The following is a 14,233-nucleotide window of genomic DNA, read 5'->3' as shown; positions in this document are numbered from 1 at the left end:
TGCCGACAGACGGCACCACGCTGCAGCTCCGGCCGGCGCGGACCGATGCCCACGCGCGGGTGCTGCACCCGTACCAGGAACTGTCGCCGGAGAGCCCGCGATTGCGGTTCCTTCACGTCAGTCGGCACCCACCGGGGCAGGCCGCCGCGCCACCCGTCGCGATCTCCAGCCGCACGCCTCTCGCTTCGCGGAGTCGCTTCCGGAGGCCACCCGCGCGGCCCACGTGGTCGTACACGCAGCGCACTGTCCGGGCGTACCCGCACCCGTCTGCCCAGAACGGCGGATGGGATCGGTGGACGAAGGACGAGGCACGAAGCACGAAGCACGAAAGGAAGAAAGGGCGATGATGTATTGCAGGATCAAGGACGTCATGACCCACGAGGTCGTGCGCGCCCATGGTGAGACGCCGTTCAAGGCGGTTGCCCGACTGCTGTCGGGCAACCGCATCAGCGGGTTGCCCGTCGTGAACGACGAGGAGAAGGTTGTCGGGGTGATTTCCGAAACCGACCTCCTGCAGCACCAGGCGCATCAGACCGAGGGCTACGGGAGCAGGCGCGTCCGTCGGCCGAAGCTGACGCGCTCGGCCCGTACGGCCGCGGCCAAGGCTCGGGCCACGACCGCCGATCATCTGATGACGCGGCCCGCGGTCACCGCCACTCCGGAGCACTACGTCACGGAGGCCGCACGGATCATGCGAGAGCACGGCGTGGAACGTCTGCCCGTGGTGGACGACAAGGATCGTCTGGTCGGCATCGTCACCCGCGGTGACCTGCTGCGGGTCTTTCTGCGCACGGACGAGGAGATCCGCCGCGAGGTGTCCCGGAGGGTGGCCCTGGGGCTCGACGTTCCCCGCTACGTGGTGGACGTCGCGGTCGATGAGGGGGTGGTGACATTGAGAGGACATCTGGAGCGGCACGACGCCGTCGGACTCGCGGTGCGGATCGCCGGTCACGTGGACGGGGTCGTGGGGGTCGTCAGTCGCCTGACCCATCGCCCGACCAGCGCTCGGACACGGTCCGTCGTCGGGGCCCCCGGCCACATGTGAGGACGAACCCACGTCTGCGGGCAAGCGGTGCCGCAGGGTTTGCGTGTAGTTCACCGTGTCCGGCCGGGACAGGTCGATCGTGGAAGACGATGATCTCCATCTCGTGGGCCTGGAGGGACTCCGCAGGCCCGTCGACCCCTTGGGAGAGTCGTTCGCCCCGTCCCCGGGAGCCGCACGTGGTGCGGGAGTTCGAGGCGGGCCAGTGGGGCGGCGAACGGGGAGCGGCTTCGTCCGTACAGCTCCTCGTCGTCGACACCCCCAATGGTCGTACAGGGCGGCGATCACGGATGGCCGTGTGGTGTGTCTCGTGGGCGGCGCCGCTTCACCGTCTCGCCGCGCCCGACGCGTCGGGAACGAGTGCGTGCCGACTCGGCAACCGGCCATGTCGGCGGCCTTGATCCGGCCGAGCGCGGTGTCGATCACCGTCAGCACGGACGTCGTCGGAATCGAGATCGGTGCCGCTCTTTGCATGACGTACGACGGCGTGTTCGTGACCAACGACCGTGTCGTCGAGGACGCTGCCGGCCCGGCAGCTGATGCGGGAGCAGGAGACTCGCCCCGGCGGCAGGAGGACATCGGGTCGTCAGACGGTCTGTTCGGCCCTGGTGCTCCGGCGGTGACGCGCCTGTACTGGAGGGGAAGGGCGAACGGCAGAGGCCGGCGCCAGGGAGGGCCGAACGATGGGCATCAGCGGTGACTGGTACAACGAGATCGGCTCGCACATGCGGGTCACGTTGGACCCGGGCGGCTGCGTCACAGGCACCTACGTCTCGGCCGCCGGACACGCCGTCGGAACGTACCCGCTGGTCGGCAGGTGCGAGGCGGCTGCCGATCCGGAGCACGGGACCCCGCTCGGCTGGACGGTGGTCTGGCGCAACGGGCGGACCGACGCCGGGTCGGTGACCAGTTGGAGCGGTCAGTACTACGACGACGGACCGGAGCGGATCTGTGCCACCTGGCTGCTCACGGCCTCCGCGACCGCGGCCAACACCTGGGAGGCCACGGCCGTGGGGCAGGACGTCTTCACCCGTGAACCGCCCTCCCCGGAACAGACCGGGCAACGGCTGCGGCACACGGGAACCGTCTCCGAGCCGGACCCCGTCGGCGAGGTGACGCCGGTGTGAGGCGCACCCCGGCCCGGGGGCGGACGTCAGGCGATGGTGACGCTGTCGTCGAGGTAGACGTCCTGGACGGCGTGGAGGAGTTCGATGCCTTCGGCGGTGGGCCGCTGGAAGGCCTTGCGGCCGGTGATGAGGCCGGTGCCGCCGGCCCGTTTGTTGATGACCGCGGTGCGGACGGCCTGGGCGAGGTCGTCCTGGCCGGACGAGGCGCCGCCGCTGTTGATGAGCCCCACGCGGCCCATGTAGCAGTTGGCCACCTGCCAGCGGGTGAGGTCGATCGGGTGGTCGGTGGTGAGGGCGCCGTACACGCGGTCGTCGGTCTTGCCGAAGCCGAGCGCGCGGTAGCCGCCGTTGTTCTCGGCCTGCTTCTGCTTGACGATGTCGGCCTCGATGGTCACGCCGAGGTGGTTGGCCTGGCCGGTGAGATCGGCCGAGACCGCGTAGTCCGTGCCGTCCTTCTTGAAGGCCGGGTTGCGCAGGTAGCACCACAGCACGGTGAACATGCCCATTTCGTGGGCGCGGGCGAAGACCTCACTGGTCTCCCGCAGCTGGCGGTCCGACTGCTCGGAACCGAAGTAGACCGTGGCGCCGACGCCGATCGCGCCGAGGTCGAAGCACTGCTGGACGTCGCCGAACATGATCTGGTCGTAGTGGTTCGGGTAGGTCAGCAGTTCGTTGTGGTTGAGCTTCACGATGAACGGGATCCGGTGCGCGTAGCGCCGCGACACCGCGCCGAGCACCCCGAGTGTGCTGGCGACCGCGTTGCAGCCGCCGTCGAGGGCGAGTTCCACGATGTTCTTCGGGTCGAGGTAGCGGGGGTTGGCGGCGAACGCGGATGCCGCGGAGTGCTCGATGCCCTGGTCGACCGGCAGGATCGACACGTAGCCGGTGCCGGCCAGCCGGCCGTGGTCGAAGAGGGACTGCAGGTTGCGCAGAACCCGGGGCGAGCGGTCGGTCGCGGCCACGACCCGGTCGACGAAGTCACCTCCCGGAAGCACCAGATCGTCCCCGGGAATCCCGTGAGCGGTGTGGGTCAGCAGGTCTTTGGCCTCGTCGCCCAGTAGGGCCTGGATGTCGGTCATCGTCGTACCCCCAAGAGGTTCGTACGGCCGTCTCTCGGCTCACTGCCCACCGTGCGCCGCGGCGTGATCGTCCGGCAGAGCCGGTAGGGCCCCCGAAGGGGGTCGAACGGCCCTGGTTTCAGCCGAAGAACACCCCGAACTCGTCGTACAGCGCCGGATCCACCACCTTGGTCCTGCCCCGTGTCTCGTCGAGGGGGACACGGACGATGTCGGTGCCGCGGAGGGCGACCATGGTGCCGAAGTCTCCGTCCCTGACCGCGTCGACGGCGTGCAGCCCGAAGCGCGTGGCGAGCCATCGGTCGAAGGCGCTCGGGGTGCCGCCGCGCTGGACATGGCCGAGCACCGTGGTCCGGGCCTCGGTGCCCGTGCGCTTCTCGATCTCCTGGGCCAGCCACTCGCCGATGCCGGACAACCGGACATGGCCGTACTCGTCCAGCGACCGGTCCTTGACGATCATCTGGCCTTCGACGGGGACGGCTCCCTCGGCGGCCACCACGATCGGCGCGTAGTTGATCCTGAACCGGTCCTTCACCCACGCGCAGACCTGGTCGATGTCGAACGGCCGCTCCGGGAGGAGGATCACGTTGGCGCCGCCGGCGACGCCGGCGTGCAGGGCGATCCACCCGGAGTGGCGGCCCATCACCTCCACCACCAGGGTCCGCATGTGCGACTCGGCGGTGGTGTGGAGGCGGTCGATGGCCTCGGTGGCGATGCCGACGGCCGTGTCGAAGCCGAAGGTGTAGTCGGTGCCGGCCACGTCGTTGTCGATGGTCTTGGGAACGCCGACGAGCTTGATCCCCTGCCGGCTCAGCTCCGTGGCCGCGCCGAGGGTGTCCTCGCCGCCGATCACGACGAGAGCGTCGACCTGGTGCGCGGCCAGGGTGTCCCGGACGCGCTGCACTCCGTTCTCGTGCTTGAGGGGGTTGGTGCGGGAGGAACCGAGGATGGTTCCGCCGCGTGGCAGGATCCCTCGTACTTCGTCGATGCCCAGCGGCGTCACCTTGTCCTTGAGCGCGCCGAGCCAGCCGTCGCGCAGGCCGATGCATTCGAAGCCGTACTGCTGGACGCCCTTGCGGACGACGCTGCGGATCACGGCGTTGAGACCGGGGCAGTCACCGCCGCCGGTCAGCACTGCGATCTTCATGGCTTCCTCCCTCTCCCTCCGGGCGGAGGGAGGTCTTCGATCTCGGCGTGATGCGCCGCGGGCCGCCTTCGCGTTCGGCGGAGCGTTGGCCCACCTCCGCGGATGTGCACCCGGAGCCAGGTGTCTCCCTCCATGATGAGCGCCTCAGAACCTGGCGGCGACTCGCTCTGGGCCCGTCATTGAGGACCTTCGGCCCCGTGACCGGCCTCCGTCGGAGGCCGGCCCGTGTGAGCGTTACCGGCGCCTGCGACAGCTCCTGTGCCGCTCACTTCCCGGCAGGGGCCGTACTGGAGGTGTGGAACCGGTGTCCGATGTGCGCGGAGACCGAGACCACGCCGTCGACGTTGCGGCAGAGCCGTTCGATGACGGGGACCAGGCTGTTCGACTCGACGGTTCCTTCGAGGGTCACCTTCCCCGCGTGCACCTGGACCGCCACGTCCGCGGGCGCGAGGCACAGGGTCCGCTCCAGTACGTCCTGGGTGATCTCGTCGCGGATGGCGTCGTCCCGACGCAGGAAGATCCGCAGGAGGTCACTGCGGCTGACGATGCCCTTCAGCCGGTCCGCGTCGTCCACCACGGGCAGACGCTTGACGTTCCGCAGTGCCATCAGCCGGGCCGCCTCGACCACGGTCCACTCCGGACCGGCGCAGACGGCTGGGGCGGACATCAGCTCCTCGGCCGTGGCGCCCTCGGCCTTGGCCCGCTCCCAGGCCTCCAGGTGCGGCAGCGGTGCCCGGCTGGACGGGTCGTTCTGGGCGGAGCACTTGCGCAGCAGGTCCGCCTCGGACACCACACCCACGGGGTGGTCCATCTCGTCCACCACGGGTACCGCGGTGATGTCGTTCTCGGCCAGCAGCTCGACGATCTCCTTGAACGGTGTGTCGCGCCTGGCACGGACGACGACCCGGGTCATCAGGTCGGCAACAGTACGGTGCCGCATGTCGTCCTCCCTTCGTGGTGTGACAACGGACGCAGTCTCATGTCGAGCGTGTCAGTGGCAGGTCGTCCGCCGGAGAGCCGTCCGGGACCTGTTTCAGGGCCGGACGGCTCTGAAACAGGTCCGTCCGGTCCCCCTGACCAGGGTTCCTGAGCCCAAGCGGCCGCGGCCCACGCGTGCCATGTTGGACACAGGAGCGGATCGAGGAAGCGGGTGACGATCATGAATGCCCAGCTCGGTGACGTACTCGTCGTCGAAAGCCCGACCACCGGAGTCGGCAAGCGCGACGGCGAGATAGTCGGACTCCACCACGAGGACGGAACGCCCCCCTACGAGGTGCGCTGGTCGGACACGCACGAGGTGACCCTCGTGTTTCCGGGTCCCGACGCGCACCTGCGCCATGTCGAACGCACCCAGGGAAAGCCGGTCACCGACCTCGGCGGGGCGGCCCCGCACTGAGGCGTGCACCACGGCTCCTGCCGGGGACGGCCGGGACGCGACGACGGCCGGTGTCTCCCGGGGCCGGGCCGTCACCGTGTGCTCCGGCCGCCCGCCCGCGCCAGTGCCTCGCGGACCCGGTACAGGGCCGATCGGCCCTCGCGAGACACCGGCCGCTACCGATATGCCAGAAGTGAGGCGAAGATCCGCATGCCCCGCCCCCCGGCCCAGGTGCCGACATGGGGTCAAGAGGCATGCAGAGGAAGGGAGTTGACATGCCTGGCATGCTTGAACGGCGCAGGCCGACGCTGACCGACCTGTTCGACTGGCTGGATTCGGGTCTCCCCGCCAGGCGGGGTGGGGCCGGAGCACACGGCATCCGTGTAGAGGAGCGGCTCACCGACGAGGCGTACTGCCTGCGGGCGGAGCTTCCCGGCCTGGATGTCGACAAGGACATCCGGATCGGCATCAGGCAGGGCGTGCTCACACTGAAGGCGGAGCGCGGCGAGGAGACCGGGGAACGGCACCACACCGAGTTCCGCTACGGCACCTTCGCCCGCTCCGTGCGCCTGCCACGAGGTGCCAAGGAGGACGAGGTCACGGCCGAGTACAAGGACGGCATTCTCACCGTCACCGTGCCTCTCACCGCCGGGGAGAAGCCACCGGCCACCCGCATCGAGGTCCGCCGCGCCGAGTGAGTGTCGGACTTCTGTGGACAACGCCGGTGCGTGGTGCCTCCGATACGCCGCGCACCGGCTCGGGTGCGCGCCGCCGCCCGGAGCGACGCCGCGCGAGAACTCATCCGTTCCACGCCACGGAGGGACACGATGTCAGAGCCGAAGGCCGGCCCGCCTTTCGCCGTTCACCACCGCCGGGACGGCCGACGGCAGCTCATCGAGCTGTACGGCGAGATCGACGTGCTCGCCGTACCGTCCGGCAGTGACCTCCTCGACGACACACCCGGCGGGGCGGGCGCGGACGCCGAAGCCGTGGTCGACCTGCGAGACGTGACCTTCATCGACGGCAGCGGCCTGGACGCGCTGCTGCGGACGGCCGAACGGCTTCGGGCCCGCGGTCACACCCTCGCCGTCGTGGTCACGAACCCGTTCCATCGACGCCTTCTCCACCTCGTCGATCTCGGTCCCAACGTCACTCTGCACACCGCCGTCCCCGAGGCCGACCGGACCCGCGCGATGCCGGGCCCCCTCGCGGTTCGCGCCCGCTGACGCGCCTCGCGCGCTTCCGGGGACTTGACGTCACGGGACGGACAGGGAGGCGACGAGGCGTGCGCCAGCCATCTCGCGGCTCTCGAACGCCCGCGGTGGGGGAGTGCGTGGCCGGGGTGCAGGCCCTGCTGGACGCCCCACGCGATCTGGGTACCCCGGTGCCGGACGATGTCCGCGTGCCCTGGGACCTCGTCCTGCCCGACGAGGGCACCGGCCGACGCCACATGAGCCGGATGCAGGAACCGCAGGCCGACGAGGGTCTCATCCCCGGCGGGACGGGGGGCGAAGCCCCGCGTGACCGCTCAGGGCGCCCCCTGCTGCTGACCGCCCTCGTGGGTCCGACCAGCTCGCGACGCACGGTCGCTCGTCGCAACAGAGGAAGCCGCGTCTGTACGGCCTGTTCGACCGGCTGCGCCCATCGGACAGGCGGCGTGCTCCTGGGGGGTTCACCGGGCGCCTCTGCGAACCGGCGACGAGAGTCGGCGGGCCGTCTCGTGGTTCGCGGTCGGCGCTCTGCCCGGGAACTGCCGGTGCGGTCCAGCCGGGCTGCCGTTCGGCGTCGTGGCGGGCGTGCCCATGGTGAGGTTCCTTGCGTACGAGCACAGCGCCACCATCCCGCCGCACGGAGCCGGGGCCAGAGCCGATCGCGGGTCCGGTCCTCACACCCCGGGGCGAGGCAGGCCGCACTCGACCACGGCGGTGCGACCGTCCGCGGGAGCCGCCTGCACTGGGGCCGTGCGTCCCGGTACGCGGTACCAGTGGCCCCTGTCCTGCCTGCGTGCTCGCGCGGATGCTGGTGCCGAGAGACGGACTGCGACCGAGGGACGGTGATCGGTGATGAGCGGATCGTCCGGCGGTCGTGTCATCGTCGGCGTGGACGACTCCACGGCCGGCCTGCTGGCCCTGCGGGCCGCCGTGGCACAGGCCAGGGGACTGGACCGGGAACTGATCGCGATACGCGCCTACCCGGCGCCGGCCGGAGGCGGCACCGCCTGGCAGAGTCCGTCCGATGGGCGATTGCCCCGCCTGCCGCAGCCTCCGACGTCCGGAACCTGGCACCGGCTGCGGGCCGCCTGCGAGGAACGGGAACTGGGTGCGGTGGAGCGGATCTTCGAGCAGGCGCTGGGTGGCGTTCCCCAAGACGTGCGCGTCCACCAGGTGGCGTCGGTCGGCCCACCCGGCCGGGTGCTGGTCGCCGCGGCGCACCGGGACGACGACCTGCTGGTCGTGGGCGGGCTCACCGCACGCCGCCTGCGACGAGTCCGGCCGTGGCGCTGGTTTCGCTGCTCCACGTGCCGTTACTGCACTGCACACGCCACCTGCCCGGTGCTCACGATTCCCGTGAGCGGCCCCGCCCGCTGGAGTACCGGCAGCCTCCGACACCGGGACTCCCCGGAGAAAGCCCTCGACGTCATGCGACAACCACTTCATCCCAGGGAAACGATCCGTGACACCGATACCGAAGCTGCCGGCACGCACGGCTGGCCCACGCGGGCGTGCTGCTGCTCCGCCCCGCCACAGGTCAAGGTCCTCATGCCGTTTCGCAACGGCCGCCCGGTCGACCTGTACCTGTGCGGCCACCACTACCGGGCCTCCATCGACACGCTGGTGCTCGCCGACGCGACCACCGTCTTCCGGGACCGGCCGTCGGCCGTATCGCTCTCCGGGCACGGCTAGTTGACCGTTCGTACGCCCAACAAGCAGGCGGTGGGCGGTGGTTGGGTGATTGTCGTGGGTCACCGCCGTGTCCCTTGTATCCCTTGTGTCCCGCCGCATTCGACGCATTCGATGCTTCGACCGCACACCGTCGACGTGTGGGACTCGCCCTCGCGTCCTTGAACTCCTCCGGCACACGAACTCCTCCGGCAGACCGCGAGACCGGGCGGGCGCTGTGTCTCCTCGGAGGACAGGACCCGCGCGGTCAGCCCTTCTCCGGGTTCGGGGGATTCGCCGGTGCCGGAGTCCCGGCGGACGGCCGCGACGGCAGCGCCGCGAATGCCAGTACGGCTCCGCCCGCGGCGACCGCGGCACCCACGGTCAGGCCCAGGCTCATGCCACTGACGAACGCCGAGCGGGCCAGTGCCGCGAGCAGCCGGCCGGAAGTGCCACCCACCCGCTGGGCGAGTTCCAGCGCCCCGCCGAGCGAGCCGAGCACGCTGTCGGACAGGGCCTGCGGGAGGTGGTACGGCGCCAACGGCGGCCCCATGCGGTCCTGGTAACGGGTCGTCAGCAGACTGCCGATCACGGCGACTCCGAGCGCGCCGCCCAACTGCACGGAGACGCCGTTCGACGCCGACCCCACTCCGGTGTCGCCCGGCGGCAGCGTGCCCATCAGCGAGTCGAGAGAGGCCGGAACCACCAGCCCCGCGCCCAGACCGAGCAGCAGCATGCCGACGAGTACGTCCCCGTACGTGGCGGTGACGTCCGCGCGGGACAGCTGCCACAGCCCGCCCGCGACGACCAGCAGCCCCGTTCCTACGACCACCTTGGTGCCCACCGCACGCACCAGTACGGGCGACAGCGGTGCCACCACCGCGAGCAGTCCGGCGACGGGCAGGATACGGACGCCCGTGGCCAGGGCGGAGTAGCCGAGGCCGAACTGCAGGTACTGCGTGAGCACGAACAGCGCCCCGAACAGCCCGAACATCGCCAGGGCCACGGAGGACGTGGCGAACGAGAAGCGCCGGTCGGCGAAGAATCCCAGGTTCAGCATGGGATGGGACGTGGCACGTTCCCACAGCGCGAAGCACACCAGCACGACCACCCCGGTCCCGCCCGCGCCGAGCACGATCCCCGACGACCAGCCGCGTACCGGCGCCTCGATGATCGCCCACAGCAGCAGCCCCAGACCGGCGATCGACAGCACCGACCCGGCCGGATCGGGCCGCAGCGCGGCGGGGTTGCGGGACTCCGGCACCAGCAGCCGTGCGCACACCAGACCGGCCAGCGCGAAGGGGATGTTGACCCAGAAGACCGATCCCCACCAGAAGTGCTCCAGCAGCAGCCCGCCCGCCACCGGACCGATGGCGATGCCGAGCCCGCTGGTGGCGGCCCACATGCCGATGGCTCGGCGGCGCTCGCCGGGATCGCGGAACACGTCCGTGATGATCGACAGGGTGGCGGGCATCATCATCGCCGCGCCCACCCCCATCCCGGCGCGCGCCGCGATCAGCATCCCCACCGAGCCGGAGTAGGCGGCCCACGCCGAGGCGGCCCCGAACGCCGCGAGTCCGGCCGTGAAGACCCGCCTGCGACCGAAGCGATCGGCACCGCTGCCCGCCACCAGCATCAGTCCGGCGAACGCCAGCGCGTACGCGTCGACGATCCACTGCAACTGGGTTGTCGTCGCGCCGAGTTGCTTCACCAGCGTGGGCAGGGCGACGTTCAGGATGGTGTTGTCCAAGGTCACGATCAGCAGCGACACACACAGCACCACGAGAGCGATCCAGCGGTTCCGTCCGCCGCCCGCCTCTGGTGCCGGGGCTGCCTGGGGCATGTCACGCACGTTCGTCATGCCTCCATCGAGCGCCTCGCCAAGCTCGCCCGGCCAGGTACCGAACGTCCCGTCCAAGGGCCGGGTGGCCGGTACACGGGCGGGCGAACGCGGGCTCACGCCTGTGCCCTTCTCCAGGGGACCGCGACGCCGGGCACGGGCCCGGCGCTGCGACACCGGGTGGCACGGGCTTCTCAGTCCGGGATCTCGTCGGCCTTGCCGACCACGACGGCGAAGAGATCGGCCATCCCCGCGAGCGAGGCTTCCTGCAGCTCCGCGGCGGTCACCGGTGTGCCGTCCGCTCCCGCGAGTTCGCGAGTGGCGGTCGCGGCGGCCACGACCGTCGGCCGGTAGCCGAGGTTGAAGGCGTCACGTGCCGTGGAGTTGACGCACATGTGGGTCATGAAGCCGACGAGGACGAGGTCCTGGCGGCCTGTCTGCCGCAGCCGTTCGTCCAGGTCGGTCCCGAAGAAGGAGCTGGGATGGTCCTTCGTGACGACGGGCTCACCCGGGGTGGGCGCCACCTCGGCGCTGATCCGGCCGACGTCGGCACCGAGATCGTAGGGTGACCCCTCGCCCGCGTCGTGCCTCACGTGGACGACCGGGATGTCGGCCGCACGCGCCCGGGACAGCATTCGGGCCGCTTCGGCCAGCGCGTCCTCGACGCCCTCCAGCCTCATGACACCCCGCCGGTAGGTGTTCTGACAGTCGATCATGATCAGTACGGAGTCCTTCAGCGCCGCCGGCCGGTCGGCCAGGCCGAGCAGACTGCGCAGGGTCGCTGATGCGGGCATGGTCCTCAGCTCCTTTCACGTCCGATACCAGGACACTGGAACCGCCAACGCTGCAACCGCGCTGCACTCCGAACAGACCTGTTCCCGACGGTGTTCCGGCCCTGCTGTCCGGCCTCCGCGTGAGGGCCGGACGGCCCCTGGGCGGAGGCCGTCGACCCGGCCAGTCTGGAACGACGGCGCTCAAACGCGCCGCGGCGGACCGTGGAACGTTCCGTCACGAACACGTCCGGAGGTGAGTGATCGATGTTGGTTCACGACGAGTTGGTGCGCGCTCGACACGCCCTCGACGACCTGGTCCGAGTGGTGGATCGACTCCGGATCCCCCTCGGGAACGGCCTGGACATCAGCCGGGTCCGAGTGGACGCCGATCACCTGCGAGCGGATCTCGACCTGCTGCGGCGGAGCGCGGCGGCCGAGGAGCCGACTCCGGATCCCGCGCAGCCGCAGATCGTCTTCATTCCCCGCACGCCGTACGACCCCTCGATGTGGGCCGGTTGCGAGGACGAAGGCATCGGCTCGTGCCGCGGCCCTGAACGGCAGCCCAGCCCGGCACACCGGTTCTCCCGCCGGACCTCAGGTAGGGCATGAGACCAGATGCCACGGCGTGGCACCACTCGGCGGGACACCGTCGATAGCGCCGGTTTTGTTCGTGCGGTTCGCTCGATGCCTGTGTGCGCCCGGACCTTGAGCCCTTTCCACCCTCGGGCTGATACGTGGTGAAGGACGAGGACGGCCGTCACGACGTCGGTGATCCGGTTGGTGGTGCAGCGGAGTTTCCGCAGGAGGCGCCCGCTCTTGGGGGTGGCCGTGGACTGCCTGCGGCGGCTGCTCTGCCTGGAGCCCCGAGGCCATGCCGACATGTTCGGCGGCTTCCTCACTCCACCGGACGACGCGGGCGCGGATTTCGGCGTCCTGTTCTGGCACAAGGACGGCTTCTCGTCCGCGTGCGGGCACGGCACCATCGCGCTCGGCGCTTGGGCGGTCGAGAGCGGCCGGGTCGCGGCCGACCCGACCGGCGTCACCGACGTGACGACCGACGTTCCGTCCGGCCGGGTCGTGGCGCGTGTCCACACCGAGGCCGGGCAGTTCACCGCGGTCGACTTCGTCAACGTGCCCAGCCATGTGCTCGCCACCGACGTCGAGAGCGGGACGAGCCGGGGAAACGTCCTCGGCGACCTCGCATACGCGGGCAGTGTCTACGCCCGCCTCCGGGCCGCGGACGTCGGCCTGAGCGTGGAGCCGCGCGACGTCGACGCGCTCATCGCCCTCCGCAGAGAGGTGAAGTCCCTGCTCACCGGCGCGCCGTACGCCCAACACCCCACCGACCACGGGCACAACGGGATCTACGGAACGATCCTCTACGACGAACTGGACGAAGAGGCGAACGGCGATCTCGACCAGCGCGGCGCGACCGTCTTAGCCGACGGCGCGCTCGACCGGTCGCCCTGCGGATCCGGCTCCGCGTCACGGGTCGCGGTACTCGCGGCAAGCGGAGCGCTCAGGATGGGAAGGCGGCCGCAGCACGAGTCCGTCGTGGGTTCGCGTTTCGTCTGCGCGGTCGTGGCCGAGACCACGGCGGACGACGGAACGGCGGCCGTCGTACCGAGCGTGACCGGCATGGCCTACCCCTGCGGTTCGAGCCGGTTCACCGTTGATCCCAGAGATCCTCTCGCGTCAGGATTCGTGCTGCGATGACATCCCTCAAGCATCTTCCGATCCTCTCCGCCGACGACGTCGAGCGGGCACTGACCCGGGAGCAGGCGGCAGCGGCCCTCACCCGCGCGCTCCGGGCGGGACTGGACCCGAGCGAAGACCTGGAACGGTCCGTACTCGAAGTGACCGGCGGCCAGTTGCTGCTCATGCCGTCGGCGCGGACATCCGCCGTGGGCCTGAAGACGGTGACGCTCGCCGCGGGAAATCCCAGCCGCGGACTGCCCCGGATCCAGGGCGCCTACCTGCTGTTCGGCGCGGAGACGCTCGAACTGCGGGCGATCATGGACGGGATCGCGGTGACGAACCTCCGGACACCGGCCGTCTCCGTAGCGGCGACCGGTCCGCTGCTCACCCGGTTCACCCGCCCGGTCGAGCTGGTGGTCTTCGGCGCGGGTCCCCAGGCGGTCGGCCACGTGGACGCGATCCGGGCCGTCGACTCGGTCGAACTGGCCGACGTCACCTACGTGGTGCGCCACCCCGAGCGGGCCCGCGAGCAGCTGTCGCCCGGCGCCGCCGTCGTCGCCGCGGACTCACCGGACCTGGCGGCGCTGCTCGGGCGGGCACAGGTGGTGGTGTGCGCAACCAGCGCCAGTACGCCGCTGTTCGACTCCGCGCAGCTGGCGGACGGTACGGTCGTGATCGCGGTCGGATCCCATGAGCCCGAAGTGCGTGAACTGGACGGCCCGTTGATGGCACGTGCACACGTCGTCGTCGAAGACGTACGCACGGCGCTGCGCGAGGCCGGGGACGTCGTGCTGGCGATCCGCGAGGGCCACCTCGACGCCGACGAGCTGATCCCGATGGCGGACGTCGTCCGGGGTACGCGAACGCTTCCCCAGGACCGTATCGCGGTCTTCAAGAGCGTGGGGATGTCCTGGCAGGACCTGGTCGTGGCCGAGGAACTCATCGAGCGGCACCAGCGAGGCAGGTGATCCGGCGCGGCCGGAACCCCCGGCCGTCGGTCGCACCAGGTGCGCCGCCCCGCGACCCCGGCGGGCCGCACCGTCGCCGCCCCCCGACGTCCGACTCGCCTGCCGTCGTCGCTTTCCCGCCAATCGCCGGCCATGTCCGCGACGGCCGGGCCCACGGGTTCGCGCCAACTGCCTCAGCCGTACCCGGAGCGGTGAACTCCCCTTCCCCGTGCGGTTGATCAGTGTCGATCAGCGTCGATCAGTGTCAGGACCCGTGGGTTGCCAGTGCCAACGGTCCGGAAAACTCCCCGCCGTCACTCGGCGCAGGG

13 protein-coding genes and 2 pseudogenes are annotated in these 14,233 nt (G+C 70.6%); 9 read left to right on the top strand and 6 right to left on the bottom strand.

Translation table 11 applies throughout. The annotated features are described in order from the left end of the window. Positions 1–343 precede the first annotated feature (343 nt). Both AB0I51_RS20460 and AB0I51_RS20455 read left to right on the top strand, forming a co-directional pair. Positions 344–1,045, top strand: coding sequence for a CBS domain-containing protein (locus AB0I51_RS20460; protein WP_362977014.1), 702 nt, complete (start codon positions 344–346; stop codon positions 1,043–1,045). 680 nt (positions 1,046–1,725) lie between these two features. Continuing rightward, positions 1,726–2,169, top strand: coding sequence for an avidin/streptavidin family protein (locus AB0I51_RS20455; RefSeq protein WP_362977012.1), 444 nt, complete (start codon positions 1,726–1,728; stop codon positions 2,167–2,169). A 26-nt stretch (positions 2,170–2,195) separates the two neighbouring features. Here AB0I51_RS20455 and AB0I51_RS20450 read toward each other — a convergent pair whose 3' ends face one another. From AB0I51_RS20450 to AB0I51_RS20440, 3 genes are all read right to left on the bottom strand, one after another. After that, a complete protein-coding gene (locus AB0I51_RS20450) occupies positions 2,196–3,248 on the bottom strand; it encodes a class I fructose-bisphosphate aldolase (RefSeq protein WP_362977010.1) in 1,053 nt (350 codons plus the stop codon). A gap of 118 nt (positions 3,249–3,366) precedes the next feature. Further along, entirely contained in the window at positions 3,367–4,392 is a 1,026-nt protein-coding gene (locus AB0I51_RS20445) for a 6-phosphofructokinase (RefSeq protein WP_362977008.1), read from the bottom strand. 265 nt (positions 4,393–4,657) lie between these two features. Continuing rightward, on the bottom strand, positions 4,658–5,332 hold the full coding sequence (locus tag AB0I51_RS20440; protein ID WP_362977006.1) for a CBS domain-containing protein: 675 nt from the start codon (positions 5,330–5,332) through the stop codon (positions 4,658–4,660). Positions 5,333–5,551: 219 nt separating this feature from the next. On the opposite strand from AB0I51_RS20440, the pseudogene AB0I51_RS20435 reads away from it, so the two are divergent. From AB0I51_RS20435 to AB0I51_RS20420, 4 genes and pseudogenes are all read left to right on the top strand, one after another. Next, a pseudogene (locus AB0I51_RS20435) lies at positions 5,552–5,734 on the top strand (DUF1918 domain-containing protein); the annotation flags it as partial. A 308-nt stretch (positions 5,735–6,042) separates the two neighbouring features. Then, positions 6,043–6,465, top strand: a complete 423-nt coding sequence (locus tag AB0I51_RS20430) for an Hsp20/alpha crystallin family protein (protein WP_362977004.1) — start codon at positions 6,043–6,045, stop codon at positions 6,463–6,465. Between the two features lie 129 nt (positions 6,466–6,594). After that, positions 6,595–6,993, top strand: coding sequence for an STAS domain-containing protein (locus AB0I51_RS20425; protein WP_362977002.1), 399 nt, complete (start codon positions 6,595–6,597; stop codon positions 6,991–6,993). Between the two features lie 837 nt (positions 6,994–7,830). Then, positions 7,831–8,670 (top strand): universal stress protein, encoded by an 840-nt coding sequence (locus AB0I51_RS20420; RefSeq protein WP_362977000.1) that lies wholly within the window; start codon positions 7,831–7,833, stop codon positions 8,668–8,670. A 244-nt stretch (positions 8,671–8,914) separates the two neighbouring features. Here the strand turns inward: AB0I51_RS20420 and AB0I51_RS20415 are convergent, their stop codons facing one another. Next, complete coding sequence (locus AB0I51_RS20415; protein WP_362976998.1) at positions 8,915–10,507, bottom strand: MFS transporter; 1,593 nt, start codon at positions 10,505–10,507, stop codon at positions 8,915–8,917. Positions 10,508–10,680: 173 nt separating this feature from the next. Next, entirely contained in the window at positions 10,681–11,280 is a 600-nt protein-coding gene (locus AB0I51_RS20410) for a cysteine hydrolase family protein (protein WP_362976996.1), read from the bottom strand. A gap of 243 nt (positions 11,281–11,523) precedes the next feature. Between AB0I51_RS20410 and AB0I51_RS20405 the strand changes: the two genes are divergently transcribed. Continuing rightward, positions 11,524–11,868, top strand: a complete 345-nt coding sequence (locus AB0I51_RS20405; protein WP_362976994.1) for a hypothetical protein — start codon at positions 11,524–11,526, stop codon at positions 11,866–11,868. A 116-nt stretch (positions 11,869–11,984) separates the two neighbouring features. Here AB0I51_RS20405 and AB0I51_RS20400 read toward each other — a convergent pair. Continuing rightward, a pseudogene (locus AB0I51_RS20400) lies at positions 11,985–12,095 on the bottom strand (IS5/IS1182 family transposase); the annotation flags it as partial. On the opposite strand from AB0I51_RS20400, the gene AB0I51_RS20395 reads away from it, so the two are divergent. Together AB0I51_RS20395 and AB0I51_RS20390 are read left to right on the top strand one after the other, a co-directional pair. Beyond that, complete coding sequence (locus AB0I51_RS20395; RefSeq protein WP_362977300.1) at positions 12,082–12,975, top strand: proline racemase family protein; 894 nt, start codon at positions 12,082–12,084, stop codon at positions 12,973–12,975. The pseudogene AB0I51_RS20400 and the gene AB0I51_RS20395 overlap by 14 nt on opposite strands. Then, positions 12,972–13,925 carry an ornithine cyclodeaminase family protein gene (locus tag AB0I51_RS20390; protein ID WP_362976992.1) on the top strand — a complete coding sequence of 318 codons (954 nt, stop codon included), beginning with the start codon at positions 12,972–12,974 and terminating at the stop codon, positions 13,923–13,925. Before AB0I51_RS20395 ends, AB0I51_RS20390 begins: the two co-directional genes overlap by 4 nt. The last annotated feature ends 308 nt before the right edge of the window (positions 13,926–14,233 follow it).

The organism is Streptomyces sp. NPDC050549 (assembly GCF_040655035.1).
Lineage (GTDB): Bacteria > Actinomycetota > Actinomycetes > Streptomycetales > Streptomycetaceae > Streptomyces.
Note: the sequence above shows the minus strand (reverse complement) of the source record. Positions and strands in the feature narration are given on the sequence as shown.